The organism is Pseudomonas sp. Xaverov 259 (assembly GCF_019352915.1).
Classification (GTDB): domain Bacteria; phylum Pseudomonadota; class Gammaproteobacteria; order Pseudomonadales; family Pseudomonadaceae; genus Aquipseudomonas.
Genome location: NZ_JAAAFV010000051.1, coordinates 152971 through 165979 on the forward strand (window position 1 = coordinate 152971; position 13009 = coordinate 165979).

Consider the following 13009-nt stretch of genomic DNA (forward strand, 5'->3'; position numbering starts at 1 on the left):
TCCCCGTTGATGCAAATCAAGATGGCACCGGCGGCGCGCCCCTAGACTCGGCCCACTAGCCAATCCGGGGGACCGCCCGCATGCTCGACGCCATTCGTTGGGACACAGATCTGATTCACCGCTACGACTTGGCGGGGCCGCGCTACACGTCCTACCCCACCGCCGTACAATTCGACAGCCAGGTCGGCACCTTCGACCTGCTCCACGCCCTGCGCGACAGCCGCAAGGCCGTACGGCCCTTGTCGCTGTATGTGCATGTGCCGTTTTGCGCGAACATCTGCTACTACTGCGCCTGCAACAAGGTCATCACCAAGGACCGTGGCCGTGCCCAGGCCTACCTGCAACGCCTGGAGCAGGAAATCCAGTTGGTGGCCTGCCACCTGGACCCGAAACAGCCCGTGGAGCAACTGCACTTCGGCGGCGGCACGCCGACCTTTCTCAGCCACGACGAACTGCGCCAAGTGATGACGCGCCTGCGCCAGCACTTCAACTTGCTCGATGACGATTCTGGCGACTACGGCATCGAAATCGACCCGCGCGAAGCCGACTGGGCGACCATGGGGCTGCTGCGTGAACTGGGCTTTAACCGCGTGAGCATCGGCCTGCAGGACCTGGACCCCGAGGTGCAGCGTGCGGTCAACCGCCTGCAAAGCCTGGAAGAAACCCGCGCAGTGATCGATGCGGCGCGTACCCTGCAATTTCGCTCGATCAATATCGACCTGATCTACGGTCTGCCCAAGCAATCGCCGCTGAATTTTGCGCGCACCGTCGAAGAAGTGATCAACCTGCAACCGGATCGCCTGTCGGTATTCAACTACGCGCACCTGCCCGAGCGCTTTATGCCGCAGCGGCGCATCAACAGCGACGAGTTGCCCTCACCGGCAGAAAAACTGCTGATGCTGCAAACCACCATCGAACAACTGACCCGCGCGGGCTACCGCTACATCGGCATGGACCACTTTGCCCTGCCGGATGACGAACTGGCCGTGGCCCAGGAAGAAGGCACGCTGCAGCGTAACTTCCAGGGCTATACCACCCACGGGCATTGCGATTTGATTGGGCTGGGTGTGTCGGCGATCAGCCAGATCGGCGACCTGTATTGCCAGAACAGCAGCGACCTCAATCACTATCAGAACGCCCTGGCCGGCGCGCAACTGGCTACCAGCCGTGGCTTGGTATGCACCACGGACGATCGTTTACGGCGGGAAGTGATTCAGCAGCTGATCTGCAATTTCAGCCTGGCATTCGAGCGGATCGAACAGGCCTTTAACATCGATTTTCGCGGCTATTTCGACGAACTCTGGCCACAGCTGGAGACAATGGCCGCCGACGGCCTGATCGAACTGGATGCACACGGCATTCGCGTATTGCCCGCCGGGCGCTTGCTCGTGCGCTCGGTGTGCATGGTGTTCGATGCCTACCTGGAGCACCAGAACAGGCAGCGATTCTCGCGGGTGATCTAAGGGCAGCTACTTCATTGCCAGGGCAGCGGTCTTAGCTGCGTCGCTCGCGCTCATGTCTTTCATCGCCTTAGTCAAAGACGTCTGCATGCCAACCAAGCTGGCTTGTAAGGCGCTCAACGCACTTTGCAGACCGGAGAGGCGGGCTCGCATCTGATCAGGGCTGAGGTTTTTATCTGCCATCAGCGCAGCCATCTCAGCCTGCTTCTCGGCAATCTGCTTTTTGATCTCACGAATCATCTTCAGCAGATTCTTGACGTTATCCGCCAGGCCGCTGTCGTCGATATCGCTGTTGGAGGTTTTCTCATCCGCCGCAGCTTTCATCGCCGCGCCGGAAATTGTAACCGCCACACCTTCGACCGCCGCGGAATCAACCTGCGGTGTCGAAGCGCTGTTGGTGTTGTCTGCCACCGCGTCCTTTTGGGGTTGTGGCGCAGCAGGAATACGAATACTTGAAGGATTGACACCCATGATGGAAGACATGGCTCTGGTCCACGGTTATTGAGTTGTGATCTTGTATCGACCCCGATACAAAAAGCTTTATATCTTTGCTGCTTTTTTGTACACGCTGGCCTCACAGTCCCCCGGTGCGTTACCCTTACGTCTTATGTGTGTTTTCCCACAAGGATTTAAGAAATGTCCGAGCCAGTTAAACTGCGCGCTCACAGCCAGGCTCACTGCAAGGATTGCAGCCTGGCCCCCCTCTGCCTGCCACTTTCGTTGAATTTGGAAGACATGGAAGCGCTGGACGAAATTGTTAAACGCGGTCGTCCGCTGAAAAAAGGCGAGTTTCTGTTTCGCCAGGGCGACAAGTTCGATTCCGTTTATGCAGTACGTTCAGGCGCGTTGAAGACCTTCAGCCTTAGCGACGGCGGCGAAGAGCAGATCACCGGCTTCCACCTGCCCAGCGAGCTGGTCGGGTTGTCCGGCATGGACACCGAGATTCACCCGGTGTCGGCCCAGGCCCTGGAGACGACCTCGGTGTGCGAAATCCCCTTCGAGCGCCTGGATGAATTGGCCCTGCAACTGCCGCAACTGCGCCGCCAGTTGATGCGGGTGATGAGCCGCGAGATCCGTGACGACCAACAGATGATGTTGCTGCTGTCGAAGAAAACCGCCGACGAGCGCATTGCCACGTTTTTGGTCAACCTGTCGGCACGTTTCCGTGCCCGTGGCTTCTCGGCCAACCAGTTCCGCCTGAGCATGTCGCGCAACGAAATCGGCAATTACCTGGGCCTGGCGGTGGAAACCGTATCCCGTGTGTTTACCCGTTTCCAGCAAAACGAGCTGATTGCCGCCGAAGGCAAGGAAGTGCATATCCTCGACCCGATCCAGCTGTGCGCACTGGCCGGAGGCTCGCTGGAAGTCTGAGGCAGACGCTTGCGGCCGCGCCAATCGGCAAGGCCGCAGGTATACTTCGAGTCCGTTTTCCGCTCCCAGGACTCTTCGACGATGACCTTCGATTCGTTCGACATCAAATCCCTGATCCGCCCCGTCATCGACTTCCCCAAGCCTGGGGTGATCTTTCGTGACATCACTCCGTTGTTCCAATCGCCCCGCGCCCTGCGCCTGGTGGCCGACAGTTTTGCCCAGCGTTATGTCGAGGCCGACTTTACCCACATCGGCGCGATGGATGCCCGTGGCTTCCTGATCGGTTCGATCATCGCCTACCAGTTGAACAAACCGCTGATCCTGTTCCGCAAACAGGGCAAGCTGCCGGCTGACGTGCTGGCTGAGGGCTACCAGACCGAATACGGCGAAGCCTTTCTCGAAGTGCACGCCGACAGCCTGTGTGACGGCGACTCGGTGCTGATGTTCGATGACCTGATCGCCACCGGCGGCACCTTGATTGCGGCGGCAAACCTGGTACGGCGCATGGGCGCGAAGATCTTCGAAGCGGCGGCGATTATTGACCTGCCGGAGCTGGGTGGTTCGCAGCGCCTGCAGGATATGGGCATTCCGACGTTTTGCCTGACGCAGTTTGGGTTGACCGAGAGATAAGGGTTGTCAGTACTGACGCCTTCGCGAGCAAGCCCGCTCCCACATTTTGAAATGCATTCCAAGTGTGGGAGCGGGCTTGCTCGCGAAGAGGCCCTCAAGGACACCCCACATCACAACCCCATCTGCTTGCTGATGATTTCGTTCATCACCTCACGGGTGCCACCGCCGATAGACAGAATGCGGTTATCCCGATACAGCCGCTCCACCAGGCTGCCTCGCATATAGCCCTGCCCACCCAGGATCTGTACCGCGTCATAGGTCACCCGATCAGCCGTATCAGTGGCCAGGTTCTTGGCCATGGAAATCTCCTTGATCACACTCTTGCCGGCCGCCATCTTCGCCGCCTGGCGGTAGGTAAACTCGCGGGAGACTTCCACTGACGTAGCCATTTCCGCCAATCGATGCTTGAGCACCTGGAATTTGCCGATGGGTTTGCCGAAAGCTTCACGCTGGCTCGCCCACTTGAGGCTTTCTTCCAGGGCGAGCTGCGCGGTCATGTTCGCCATCAGCGCCAGCGCCAGGCGTTCACTCTGGAAGTTACCCATGATGCAGGCGAAGCCCATGTTCTCGACGCCGATCAAGTTGCCTACCGGCACGCGGCAATCGTCGAAGAACAATTCAGCCGTGTCCGACGCCCACCAGCCCATTTTCTTCAGCGGCTGGCCGACGGTGAAGCCGGGCGTGTGTTTTTCGATCAGCAACAGGCTGATGCCGCCAAAACCCGGCCCGCCGGTGCGCACGGCCACCGTGTAGAAGTCGGCGCGAATGCCGCTGGTGATAAAGGTTTTGCTGCCGCTGACGCGGTAATAGTCGCCATCGCGAATGGCGCGGGTTTGCAGGTTGGCCACATCGGAGCCGCCACCGGGTTCGGTGACGGCCAAGGCGATGATCTTCTCACCGGCCAGCACTTGCGGCGCAACCCGCTCACGCACCTCGGGGCGCGCCCATTTGACGACCGGCGGCAGGCCAATATCCAGCGAACCCAGGCCCGCTACCACGCCACCAGAACCGCAACGCATCAGCTCTTCGCTGGCGGCGACCTTGGCGAACAGGTCGCCTTCGTGGCTGCCGCCCAGGCTTTCGGGGTAGCCGATGCCCAGGATCCCTGCTGCGCCCGCCTTGAGGTACAGCTCGCGGGGAAAGCTCTCAGCCTCCTCCCATTGCTCGATGCCCGGCAACATTTCGCGCTCGACAAAACGGCGCACGCTGTCGCGGACCAATTGGTGGCTGGGGTCGAAGTAGTCCTGATAGGCAGACATCGGCAAGCTCCACGGTGAGGTGGAGAGAACTTACCAAGCGCTTGCTTGGTTATCAACATATCCGTGGCAACACAAAACCACTGTGGGAGCGGGCTTGCTCGCGAATGCGGAGTGTCAGTCACAGATTGATCCACCGCATTCGCGAGCAAGCCCGCTCCCACATTTTGAACTGTGTGGTTGTTTAAAGCGCGATCGGCTTGCGACCGGCAAACGAGTGCGCCAGCGTGCCGCCATCCACCAATTCCAGCTCGCCACCCAACGGCACGCCATGGGCAATACGCGAGGTGATCAAACCCTTGTTGGTCAGCAACTGGGCGATGTAATGCGCGGTCGCCTCGCCCTCCACCGTTGGGTTAGTCGCCAGGATCACCTCGGTAAACGTGCCCTGCTCTTCAATGCGTGTCACCAGTTGCGGGATGCCGATGGCTTCCGGGCCCAAGCCATCGAGCGGCGAAAGGTGCCCCTTGAGCACGAAGTAGCGCCCGCGATAGCCGGTCTGCTCCACGGCATACACGTCCATCGGCCCTTCAACGACGCACAGCAAGGTGTCGTCGCGACGTGGGTCGGCGCATTGCGGGCACAGGTCTTCTTCGGTGAGGGTGCGGCACTGGCGGCAGTGGCCGACGCCGGTCATGGCCTGGCTCAAGGCCTGGGCCAACCGCGTGCCGCCGCTGCGATCACGCTCCAGCAGTTGCAGAGCCATACGCTGGGCGGTTTTCTGGCCCACGCCCGGCAAAGTGCGCAGGGCGTCGATCAGTTGGCGAATCAGGGGGCTGAAGCTCATGGGCGAAGGGTCCGACAAAACAACGAGACGCGGTTTATACCCGCGCCTCGGATTAGCGTCAAATGCTCAATCCTGCGCGACGCGCACCACCAACTTGCCGAAGTTGCGCCCCTCGAGCAAACCGATAAAGGCTTCGGGTGCCTGTTCCAGGCCGTCGACCACGTCTTCGCGGAACTTGATCTTGCCGTCGCGCACCCACGGCGCCATGGCGCTGAGGAATTCGGGCTGGCGATCGCCGTAGTCGTCGAACACGATAAAGCCCTGGATGCGCACGCGCTTGGTCAACAAGGTGCGTTGCAGTGCCGGCAGCCGATCAGGCCCGCTGGGGGCTTCATGGGCGTTGTAGCCGGCGATCAGGCCGCACAGCGGAATGCGCGCCTTGGGGTTGAGCAGCGGCAGCACGGCATCGAAGACTTTGCCGCCGACGTTTTCAAAGTAGATGTCCACGCCTTTGAAACAGGCCAACGCCAGCTCATGGGCAAAATCGGCGCTCTTGTGGTCGATACAGGCGTCAAAGCCCAGCTCATCGACCACATAACGGCACTTGTCCGCACCGCCGGCAATACCCACCACGCGCAAACCCTTGAGCTTGGCCACCTGCCCGACCACCGAGCCCACCGCGCCAGAGGCAGCCGCCACTACCAGGGTTTCCCCGGCCTGGGGCTGGCCAATGTCCATCAGGCCCATGTAGGCGGTCATGCCGGGCATGCCCAAGACGCCCAATGCCATCGAGGGGCTGGCCAGGCCTTTGGGCACCGGGATCAGGTTGTGCCCGTCGGATATGCTATGGCTCTGCCAGCCGGTGGAACCTACTACCAGGTCACCTACACCGAACTTCGGGTTACGCGATTGCTCGATACGGCTGACAGCACCACCGGTCATCACTTCGTCGATTTCCACCGGAGCTGCGTAGGACGGCGCATCACTCATGCGTCCACGCATGTAGGGGTCGAGGGACAGGTACAGGGTTTTGAGCAACACCTGGCCATCAGCCAATTCCGGCAGGTTCACGCGTTCCAGGCGAAAGTTTTCCGGCGTGGGTGCGCCTTGCGGGCGCGAGACCAAGACAATGCGTTGGTTAAGAATGGGCTCTTGAGGCATGAGGGGCTCCTTTAACGAATCTTTCGGTATAGGGTGCAGACCCTGCGTGCCATGCCAGGGTTCATATTAGACGCGCAGCGTCTTGGGGCGGCATTCCCACGCAGAGCGTGGGAACGATCACAGCACAAACAAAAATGCCAGGCGCGATGCCTGGCATTTGAGTCTAGCTAACGCTGCACGATCAGAACGGCAGCTTCATGCCCGGCGGCAGTTGCATGCCGGCGGTGACGCCACCCATTTTTTCCTGGCTGTTGGCTTCGATCTTGCGCACGGCGTCGTTGACGGCCGAGGCGAACAGCGCTTCGAGCATTTCCAGGTCATCTTCGCCGACACCAGGCAATACGCTTGGGTCGATGCTCACACGCTTGATGTCGTGACGACCGGTCATCACCACGCTGACCATATCGCCACCGGCTTTACCGGTGACTTCGGCGTTGGCCAGTTCTTCCTGCATCTTGGCCATCTTTTCCTGCATCTGCTGCGCCTGCTTCATCAGGCCGGCCATGCCACCTTTCATCATGGGAATCACCTCAAAGTACGTAGATCAATCAATTAGTAGCCCGGTTTTATGACGCTTGGGGCACCGGGGCTTCGACAGGTTCAATAGTATCGTGACGCACCACCGCACCGAACTGTTGCATCAACTGTTGGATGAGCGGATCGCCATGGATCGAGTCTTCAGCCTCACGCTGACGGTTGATGCGCTTACGAGTCGCCGCCTGGGCCGGGGTTTCCTGCTCGGGCTTGATCAGTTCGATGGCGATGGTCAACGTGCGTTCATGGTACTGGTTGAGCGCATCGTTGAGTCGGCGTTGCTGGGTGGCGTTGAACAGGGCGCTGTGGGCCGGGTCCAGGTGCAACAGCCAGTGGTCGCCCTCGATGGAGATCAAGGTACAGTTGGCGGCGATGCTGCCGGTCATGCCGGAGATTGGCAATTTCGGAAACAATTCCAACCATTGCAACGCCAGGCCGGTGGCCGGGGCGGCAGCGGGTTCCGCTTCGGGCTCGGGGGCCGGCTCGGCGGTGTGCTCGCTGGCCAAGTCGTCCAGGTAGCTGTAGGCCGAGTCCATGTCCGGCTCGATGTAATCTTCGTCCAGCGGCGGCTCGTCATCAAGGTCGATACCCGGCGTGGCCGCGTCTACCTGCGCGACAGTCGGCTCGGGAACCGGTGCCGACACCCATTCCGGCGCGTCCGGAACCGCGCTGTCCGGAGTCGGCGTGGGCATCGGCGTCAGTTCGGGCTGCTCGCCGGTGGTTTCCAGCACGGGCTCCACGGCAGGTACTTGCTCGACTTCAGGCTCAGGTTCAGCGTCGACCGGATCGTTCCAAGGAAGGTCAACCACCGGCGCGGGAGCAGGTTCAGGCTCAACCACGGGCGCAGGTTCGACCACCGGCGCGGCAACCACTGGTTCTGGCGCCGGAGCAACTGGCGCAGGTTCAGGTGCAGCAACTACTGGCGCGACTGCCGCCGCACCAGCCACTGGTTTGGCGGAATCAACTGTGGCCTGGCTGATCCCCACTGGCTTTAGCGGCTGTCTCGGTGCGTCTGCCGAGTCGGCGGGCCGGAAGGCCAGCATCCGCAGCAAAACCATTTCAAAGCCACCGCGCGGGTCCGGCGCCAGGGGCAGATCCCGGCGACCGATCAGGCCCATCTGGTAATAAAACTGCACATCTTCGGCCGGCAACGCCTGGGCCAGCGCCAACACGCGGTCGCGGTCGCCATGGCCGTTGTCGACACCTTCGGGCAACGCCTGGGCGATGGCCACGCGGTGCAGCACATTGAGGATTTCCGAGAGCACGCCGTTCCAGTCCGGGCCTTGCTCAGACAAGTGGCGCACGGCTTCGAGCAACGCCTTGGCGTCACCTTCGATCAGCGCGTGCAACACGTCGAACACTTGGCCGTGGTCCAGAGTGCCAAGCATGGCGCGCACATCTGCGGCCATGACCTTCCCTTCACCAAAGGCGATGGCCTGGTCGGTGAGGCTCATGGCGTCACGCATCGAACCGTCAGCGGCACGGCCGAGCAGCCACAAAGCGTCGTCTTCGAACGGCACGTTCTCGACGCCGAGCACATGGGTCAAATGCTCGACCACGCGCTCAGGCGTCATGTTTTTCAGGGAGAACTGCAGGCACCGCGACAAAATCGTTGCAGGAAGTTTCTGCGGGTCGGTGGTGGCCAGGATGAACTTAACGTAGGGCGGCGGCTCTTCCAGGGTCTTCAACAGCGCGTTGAAGGAATGGCTGGAAAGCATGTGCACTTCGTCGATCAGGTAGACCTTGAAGCGCCCACGGCTCGGCGCGTACTGCACGTTGTCGAGCAGCTCGCGGGTATCTTCGACCTTGGTGCGGCTCGCGGCGTCGATCTCGATCAGGTCGACAAAACGCCCTTCGTCGATCTCGCGGCATACCGAACAGGTGCCGCAGGGTGTCGACGTGATGCCGGTTTCACAGTTAAGGCACTTGGCAATAATGCGCGCGATAGTGGTCTTGCCCACCCCCCGAGTACCGGTGAACAGGTAGGCGTGGTGCAGCCGTTGGCTGTCCAAGGCATTGATCAGAGCCTTGAGCACATGGGTCTGGCCAACCATTTCGCGGAACGAGCGCGGACGCCATTTACGTGCAAGAACCTGATAACTCATCGAAAACCGTCGCAACTGGGAAGCGGAAGCCGGTAATGCTAGCGGAGCAAGGGGGAAATTGCATCCGGCACGCTCGTCTAATCTGACTAAGCTCTCCTGAATGGCCCCACAAAGGCCTGAACCCGGAGAGTGTATGCGCGTAGTCCTGGGCGCTTTATGGATGATTTCCGTAGTCAGCCTTGCGGCGCCCGCGCCGTTGCGTTTTTCGGTTTCCGACAGCTGGGCAATGCCCATGGCCCAGATAGAGGGCGGCCAGCCCACCCAGGGCATTTTGTATGACTTGATGTTGAGCCTGGCCACCCAGGTCGGGCGGCCAGCCGAGTTCCACGTGTTGGCGCGGGCACGTCTGGCCGGCGCGATGGCCCGCGCCGAGGTCGATGTGCGCTGCTATGTCGCCCAGGATTGGGTCGGCAACCTGTCCGGCGATTACACCTGGAGCGTGCCCTTGATGGTGCAACGCAATGTGCTGGTCAGTGCTCACGCCCTGCCGGTTCAGGTGGCCAAATTGGCACCGCAGGCCATTGGCACGGTGCTCAACTACCATTATGCCGTGCTCGAACCGCTGTTCGCCAGTGGCCAACTGACTCGCGACGATTCGCGCAGCGAAGAGTTAGTGCTGCATAAGCTGGTGGCCGCGCGTTTCGAATACGCCGTGATCAACGAATGGACCCTGGACCGTTTCAACCTGAAGCTGCCCGAAAACCTGCGGCTGCATAAGGTCGCGGTGATCGACGAACAAAGCCTGGGCTGCATCGTGCGTAATGACCCTGACGTGCCGGTGCAACGGATCTTGCGCACGCTGCTGAGGATGAAAATGTCGGGCGAGATCGACGACCTGATCAAACTCTACACCGGGGAAAATGCGCGACCGCTGCAGGCTCCTTACAAGAACACTCCTGACAAGAACTGACAAGGCTACCCCCTAGACTGGGCTCACTTAACCGCCCATTCTCAAGGAGCCTGCATGCACACCGTCGCCCATTACTTCCTGCTCTACGTCGACAGCCCGGCCACCAGCGCCAACTTCTATAGCCGCTTGCTCGGCAAGCCGCCGGTGGAGCTGAACCCGACGTTCGCCCTGTTCATCCTCGACAACGGCGTCAAGCTGGGGCTGTGGTCGCGTCACACCGTAGAGCCTGCGGCTCAGCTTACCGGCGGCGGCGGTGAGGTTGGTTTTTCGCTGGCGGACCCGACCGCCGTGGACGCCCTGCACGCTCAATGGGTAGAGCGCGGCGCAACCATCATCCAATCACCGACCCACCTGGACTTCGGCTACACCTTTGTCGCCGAGGACCTCGACGGCCACCGCCTGCGCGCGTTCAGCCTGAGCGATTGAGCGCCAGCGCCCTTCAAGGCTGATGGCGGCGACACTGGCCAACACGATCACCGCGCCGAGTATCACTTGCAGGGCAATGTGCTCGCCCAGCAGTGTCGAAGCCATCAGCATGGCCACTGGCGGAATCAGGTACATCGCTACCGAAGCGCGGCTGACGTCCACATGCTTGAGTACATAACCCCAGGCCAGGTACGCGAGGGCGCTGGGGAAAATCCCCAATACCAGCACCGAGAGGTTTTCCGGCAGTGGCGCCTGCGCCACCGCAGCCGGCAAGCCCGGCAGGTTCACACACAGCATCAAGGTGCCCGCCCACACCATGTAACACGCCATGGTCAGCGGGCTGTAGCGATGCGCGTAGTATTTCTGGATGGCGAAATACACGCTCCACGACACGGCCGCCAACAGGATCAGCAAGCCGCGCGGGTCGATATCACCGACGCCATGATCGCCCCAGATCACCACCAGCACACCGAGCAAGCCCAGCAAGACACAGCCCCAGCGCCAGACACTGACCCGTTCTTTCAAACAGAAAAACGCGATCACCACACTGAACAGTGGCGCCGACTGCGCCAGCACACTCGATGCCGCCGCCGTCACCCACTGTTGCCCGTAGTTGAGGCTGGTGTGGTGCAGGAACACGCCGAAAAAACCCAATACCAGCAACCACGGCAAATCCCGCACACGCGGGCGGCCGATGCCTACCGCCAGGGCGATGCCGCCCATGAACACCGACGCGATCAGAAACCTCAGCAACGCCAATTGACCAGGACTGTAGCTGTGCAGCCCCATATGCACGCCAATCGGCGAATAGGCCCAACAGAGGATCACGCCAGCGATGACTAGCGTAAGCTTTACGGGTGACGGGGCATTCATCGAAGGCATCCAGAGACTGAGAAGGAATACCTTCAGTCTTGAGCCGCGCAAAGCGCAGGACAATTAAGCGTTTCTGACTTCTGAAATCATTGGAACTGAGCAATGGAACTGGCCCAACTGAAAATGGTGCGCGCCGTGGCACAAACCGGCAGCGTGGCCCAGGCCGCGCTGCAATTGCACTGCGTGCCATCCAACATCACCACGCGCATCAAGCAGCTGGAAAGTGAGCTGGGCACGCCGCTGTTTATTCGCGCAGGCCGTGGGCTGGCTATCAGTGCCGCTGGTGAAATTTTCCTCGATTACTGCGAACGCATCCTGGCACTGGTGGATGAGTCCAAACGCGCCGTCGACGCCAACGCGATTCCGCGTGGCACCTTGCGCATCGGCGCGGTGGAATCCAGCGCCAGCGGCCGCCTGCCGCCACTGCTGGCCGAATACCACCGGCGTTACCCGGATGTCAGCCTGGAGCTGGTCACCGGCGCCTGGGCGCAACTGCTCGACGACCTGCAACACCATCGCCTCGATGTGGCGCTGGTGGCCTCGGGCGGCAAGCGCGCCAAGCTCGAACACAGCGTGGTCTACAGCGAGCGTCTGGTGCTGATCGCCAGCGCCTCCAGCGCGCCGATCAACAGCGCTGAAGACCTCGCCGGCCGTACCTTGCTGGTGTGGCCACCGGGCTGCCCGTATCGCGCGGCACTGGAGCACTGGATCAAACCGCACGCCTTCAAGCCGAGCATCGCCAGCTATGCCAGTTGGGGCACGATCATCGGCTGCGTCAGTGCGGGGATTGGCGTGGCCTTGGCGCCGGAAGGTATCCTGGCCCGCTATGAGCAGGCCAACCAACTGGCGTCCTACCGGTTCGAGGAATTGCAGGCCGTGGACAACCTGCTGTTCTGGCACACAGACACCCAGCGCCACCTGGCGCGGGATGCGTTTGCCGGGCTGCTGCGGGAAACGTTTGGTTAGTCGGCTTGCGGCGCAACCAGTCGTGCGTATTGGTCCTGGCTGATCCAGCCGGTGTAGGTATGGTCCTTGGCATTGGTGAACTCGACCCTGGCCCAGCCGTCCTTGAACGCCAGCACGCCGACCACATCATCCTTGACGATATACGGGCGCTTGGCCGCGTCGGCGTCAGGTTCATCCAACAAATAGGCCTTGTCGGCTGTCACCGTCACCAAGCCGATCCATTGCTTGCTGGCGGTTTGGGTCAAGTCCAGGCCGGTGGCGATTTCCGGCATCAGCACGCTGATGCAACCGGGATGCTCGCGCCCCTGCTCCACCGTCAAGGTCACGCCGTCGGAGGACGCTGCCACGCTGCCGGGGTAGGCCTTGTCGAGCCAGGTGGTGAGCGCTTCAGGCTGGCCTTGCAGGTAGAACGTGCAGCTGCGGGTCACGCCCTCGCCCAGCTCTTCTGCGTAGTAGCCTTCGACCTGATGCTCAGGCGTGACCGCCAGCATCAGCCCTTCGTACTTGCCGGAGTGCAATTCGGCGGCACCTGCCAAGGTGGGCGCCAAGGCGCACAACGACAACACACTCAACGCTAGAATACGGCTCAT

At 61.2% G+C, this 13009-nt stretch carries 14 protein-coding genes; 6 read left to right on the plus strand and 8 right to left on the minus strand.

Annotated features, from left to right (window positions below):
* Positions 1-80: 80 nt before the first annotated feature.
* Positions 81-1463 carry an oxygen-independent coproporphyrinogen III oxidase gene (gene hemN / locus K0H48_RS22270; RefSeq protein ID WP_219269203.1) on the plus strand — a complete coding sequence of 461 codons (1383 nt, stop codon included), beginning with the start codon at positions 81-83 and terminating at the stop codon, positions 1461-1463.
* Between the two features lie 6 nt (positions 1464-1469).
* Here the strand turns inward: hemN and K0H48_RS22275 are convergent, their stop codons facing one another.
* Positions 1470-1943, minus strand: coding sequence for a hypothetical protein (locus K0H48_RS22275; RefSeq protein WP_219269205.1), 474 nt, complete (start codon positions 1941-1943; stop codon positions 1470-1472).
* 153 nt (positions 1944-2096) lie between these two features.
* Here K0H48_RS22275 and fnr point away from each other — a divergent pair, with 153 nt between their 5' ends.
* Positions 2097-2831 carry a fumarate/nitrate reduction transcriptional regulator Fnr gene (gene fnr, locus K0H48_RS22280; protein ID WP_056861531.1) on the plus strand — a complete coding sequence of 245 codons (735 nt, stop codon included), beginning with the start codon at positions 2097-2099 and terminating at the stop codon, positions 2829-2831.
* A gap of 81 nt (positions 2832-2912) precedes the next feature.
* Complete coding sequence (locus K0H48_RS22285; protein ID WP_138814379.1) at positions 2913-3461, plus strand: adenine phosphoribosyltransferase; 549 nt, start codon at positions 2913-2915, stop codon at positions 3459-3461.
* A 110-nt stretch (positions 3462-3571) separates the two neighbouring features.
* Here K0H48_RS22285 and K0H48_RS22290 read toward each other — a convergent pair whose 3' ends face one another.
* From K0H48_RS22290 to dnaX, 5 genes are all read right to left on the minus strand, one after another.
* Positions 3572-4720 (minus strand): acyl-CoA dehydrogenase family protein, encoded by a 1149-nt coding sequence (locus K0H48_RS22290; protein ID WP_219269207.1) that lies wholly within the window; start codon positions 4718-4720, stop codon positions 3572-3574.
* Positions 4721-4901: 181 nt separating this feature from the next.
* Positions 4902-5504: a recombination mediator RecR gene (gene recR, locus K0H48_RS22295; protein WP_017134798.1), complete on the minus strand. Its 603-nt coding sequence runs from the start codon at positions 5502-5504 to the stop codon at positions 4902-4904.
* Positions 5505-5570: 66 nt separating this feature from the next.
* Positions 5571-6605 carry an NADP-dependent oxidoreductase gene (locus K0H48_RS22300; RefSeq protein ID WP_138814377.1) on the minus strand — a complete coding sequence of 345 codons (1035 nt, stop codon included), beginning with the start codon at positions 6603-6605 and terminating at the stop codon, positions 5571-5573.
* Between the two features lie 181 nt (positions 6606-6786).
* A complete protein-coding gene (locus tag K0H48_RS22305) occupies positions 6787-7125 on the minus strand; it encodes a YbaB/EbfC family nucleoid-associated protein (RefSeq protein WP_219269210.1) in 339 nt (112 codons plus the stop codon).
* Positions 7126-7171: 46 nt separating this feature from the next.
* Positions 7172-9244 (minus strand): DNA polymerase III subunit gamma/tau, encoded by a 2073-nt coding sequence (dnaX, locus tag K0H48_RS22310; protein ID WP_219269211.1) that lies wholly within the window; start codon positions 9242-9244, stop codon positions 7172-7174.
* A gap of 133 nt (positions 9245-9377) precedes the next feature.
* On the opposite strand from dnaX, the gene K0H48_RS22315 reads away from it, so the two are divergent.
* Positions 9378-10154, plus strand: coding sequence for an amino acid ABC transporter substrate-binding protein (locus tag K0H48_RS22315; protein WP_219269213.1), 777 nt, complete (start codon positions 9378-9380; stop codon positions 10152-10154).
* A gap of 54 nt (positions 10155-10208) precedes the next feature.
* Complete coding sequence (locus tag K0H48_RS22320) at positions 10209-10580, plus strand: VOC family protein (RefSeq protein ID WP_219269215.1); 372 nt, start codon at positions 10209-10211, stop codon at positions 10578-10580.
* On the opposite strand, the gene K0H48_RS22325 is transcribed toward K0H48_RS22320, so the two are convergent.
* Positions 10494-11453, minus strand: a complete 960-nt coding sequence (locus tag K0H48_RS22325; RefSeq protein ID WP_219269217.1) for a DMT family transporter — start codon at positions 11451-11453, stop codon at positions 10494-10496. The genes K0H48_RS22320 and K0H48_RS22325 overlap by 87 nt on opposite strands.
* Positions 11454-11555: 102 nt before the next feature.
* On the opposite strand from K0H48_RS22325, the gene K0H48_RS22330 reads away from it, so the two are divergent.
* Complete coding sequence (locus K0H48_RS22330; protein WP_219269219.1) at positions 11556-12419, plus strand: LysR family transcriptional regulator; 864 nt, start codon at positions 11556-11558, stop codon at positions 12417-12419.
* On the opposite strand, the gene K0H48_RS22335 is transcribed toward K0H48_RS22330, so the two are convergent.
* Positions 12416-13009, minus strand: a complete 594-nt coding sequence (locus tag K0H48_RS22335; RefSeq protein WP_219269221.1) for a hypothetical protein — start codon at positions 13007-13009, stop codon at positions 12416-12418. The two genes, K0H48_RS22330 and K0H48_RS22335, sit on opposite strands and share 4 nt — an antisense overlap.

Bases quoted from the DNA above. Each gene is read 5' to 3' on its own strand.
- hemN (WP_219269203.1), top strand. From the start codon at position 81: ATGCTCGACGCCATTCGTTGGGACACAGATCTGATTCACCGCTACGAC.
- K0H48_RS22275 (WP_219269205.1), bottom strand. From the start codon at position 1,943: ATGTCTTCCATCATGGGTGTCAATCCTTCAAGTATTCGTATTCCTGCT.
- fnr (WP_056861531.1), top strand. From the start codon at position 2,097: ATGTCCGAGCCAGTTAAACTGCGCGCTCACAGCCAGGCTCACTGCAAG.
- K0H48_RS22285 (WP_138814379.1), top strand. From the start codon at position 2,913: ATGACCTTCGATTCGTTCGACATCAAATCCCTGATCCGCCCCGTCATC.
- K0H48_RS22290 (WP_219269207.1), bottom strand. From the start codon at position 4,720: ATGTCTGCCTATCAGGACTACTTCGACCCCAGCCACCAATTGGTCCGC.
- recR (WP_017134798.1), bottom strand. From the start codon at position 5,504: ATGAGCTTCAGCCCCCTGATTCGCCAACTGATCGACGCCCTGCGCACT.
- K0H48_RS22300 (WP_138814377.1), bottom strand. From the start codon at position 6,605: ATGCCTCAAGAGCCCATTCTTAACCAACGCATTGTCTTGGTCTCGCGC.
- K0H48_RS22305 (WP_219269210.1), bottom strand. From the start codon at position 7,125: ATGATGAAAGGTGGCATGGCCGGCCTGATGAAGCAGGCGCAGCAGATG.
- dnaX (WP_219269211.1), bottom strand. From the start codon at position 9,244: ATGAGTTATCAGGTTCTTGCACGTAAATGGCGTCCGCGCTCGTTCCGC.
- K0H48_RS22315 (WP_219269213.1), top strand. From the start codon at position 9,378: ATGCGCGTAGTCCTGGGCGCTTTATGGATGATTTCCGTAGTCAGCCTT.
- K0H48_RS22320 (WP_219269215.1), top strand. From the start codon at position 10,209: ATGCACACCGTCGCCCATTACTTCCTGCTCTACGTCGACAGCCCGGCC.
- K0H48_RS22325 (WP_219269217.1), bottom strand. From the start codon at position 11,453: ATGAATGCCCCGTCACCCGTAAAGCTTACGCTAGTCATCGCTGGCGTG.
- K0H48_RS22330 (WP_219269219.1), top strand. From the start codon at position 11,556: ATGGAACTGGCCCAACTGAAAATGGTGCGCGCCGTGGCACAAACCGGC.
- K0H48_RS22335 (WP_219269221.1), bottom strand. From the start codon at position 13,009: ATGAGCCGTATTCTAGCGTTGAGTGTGTTGTCGTTGTGCGCCTTGGCG.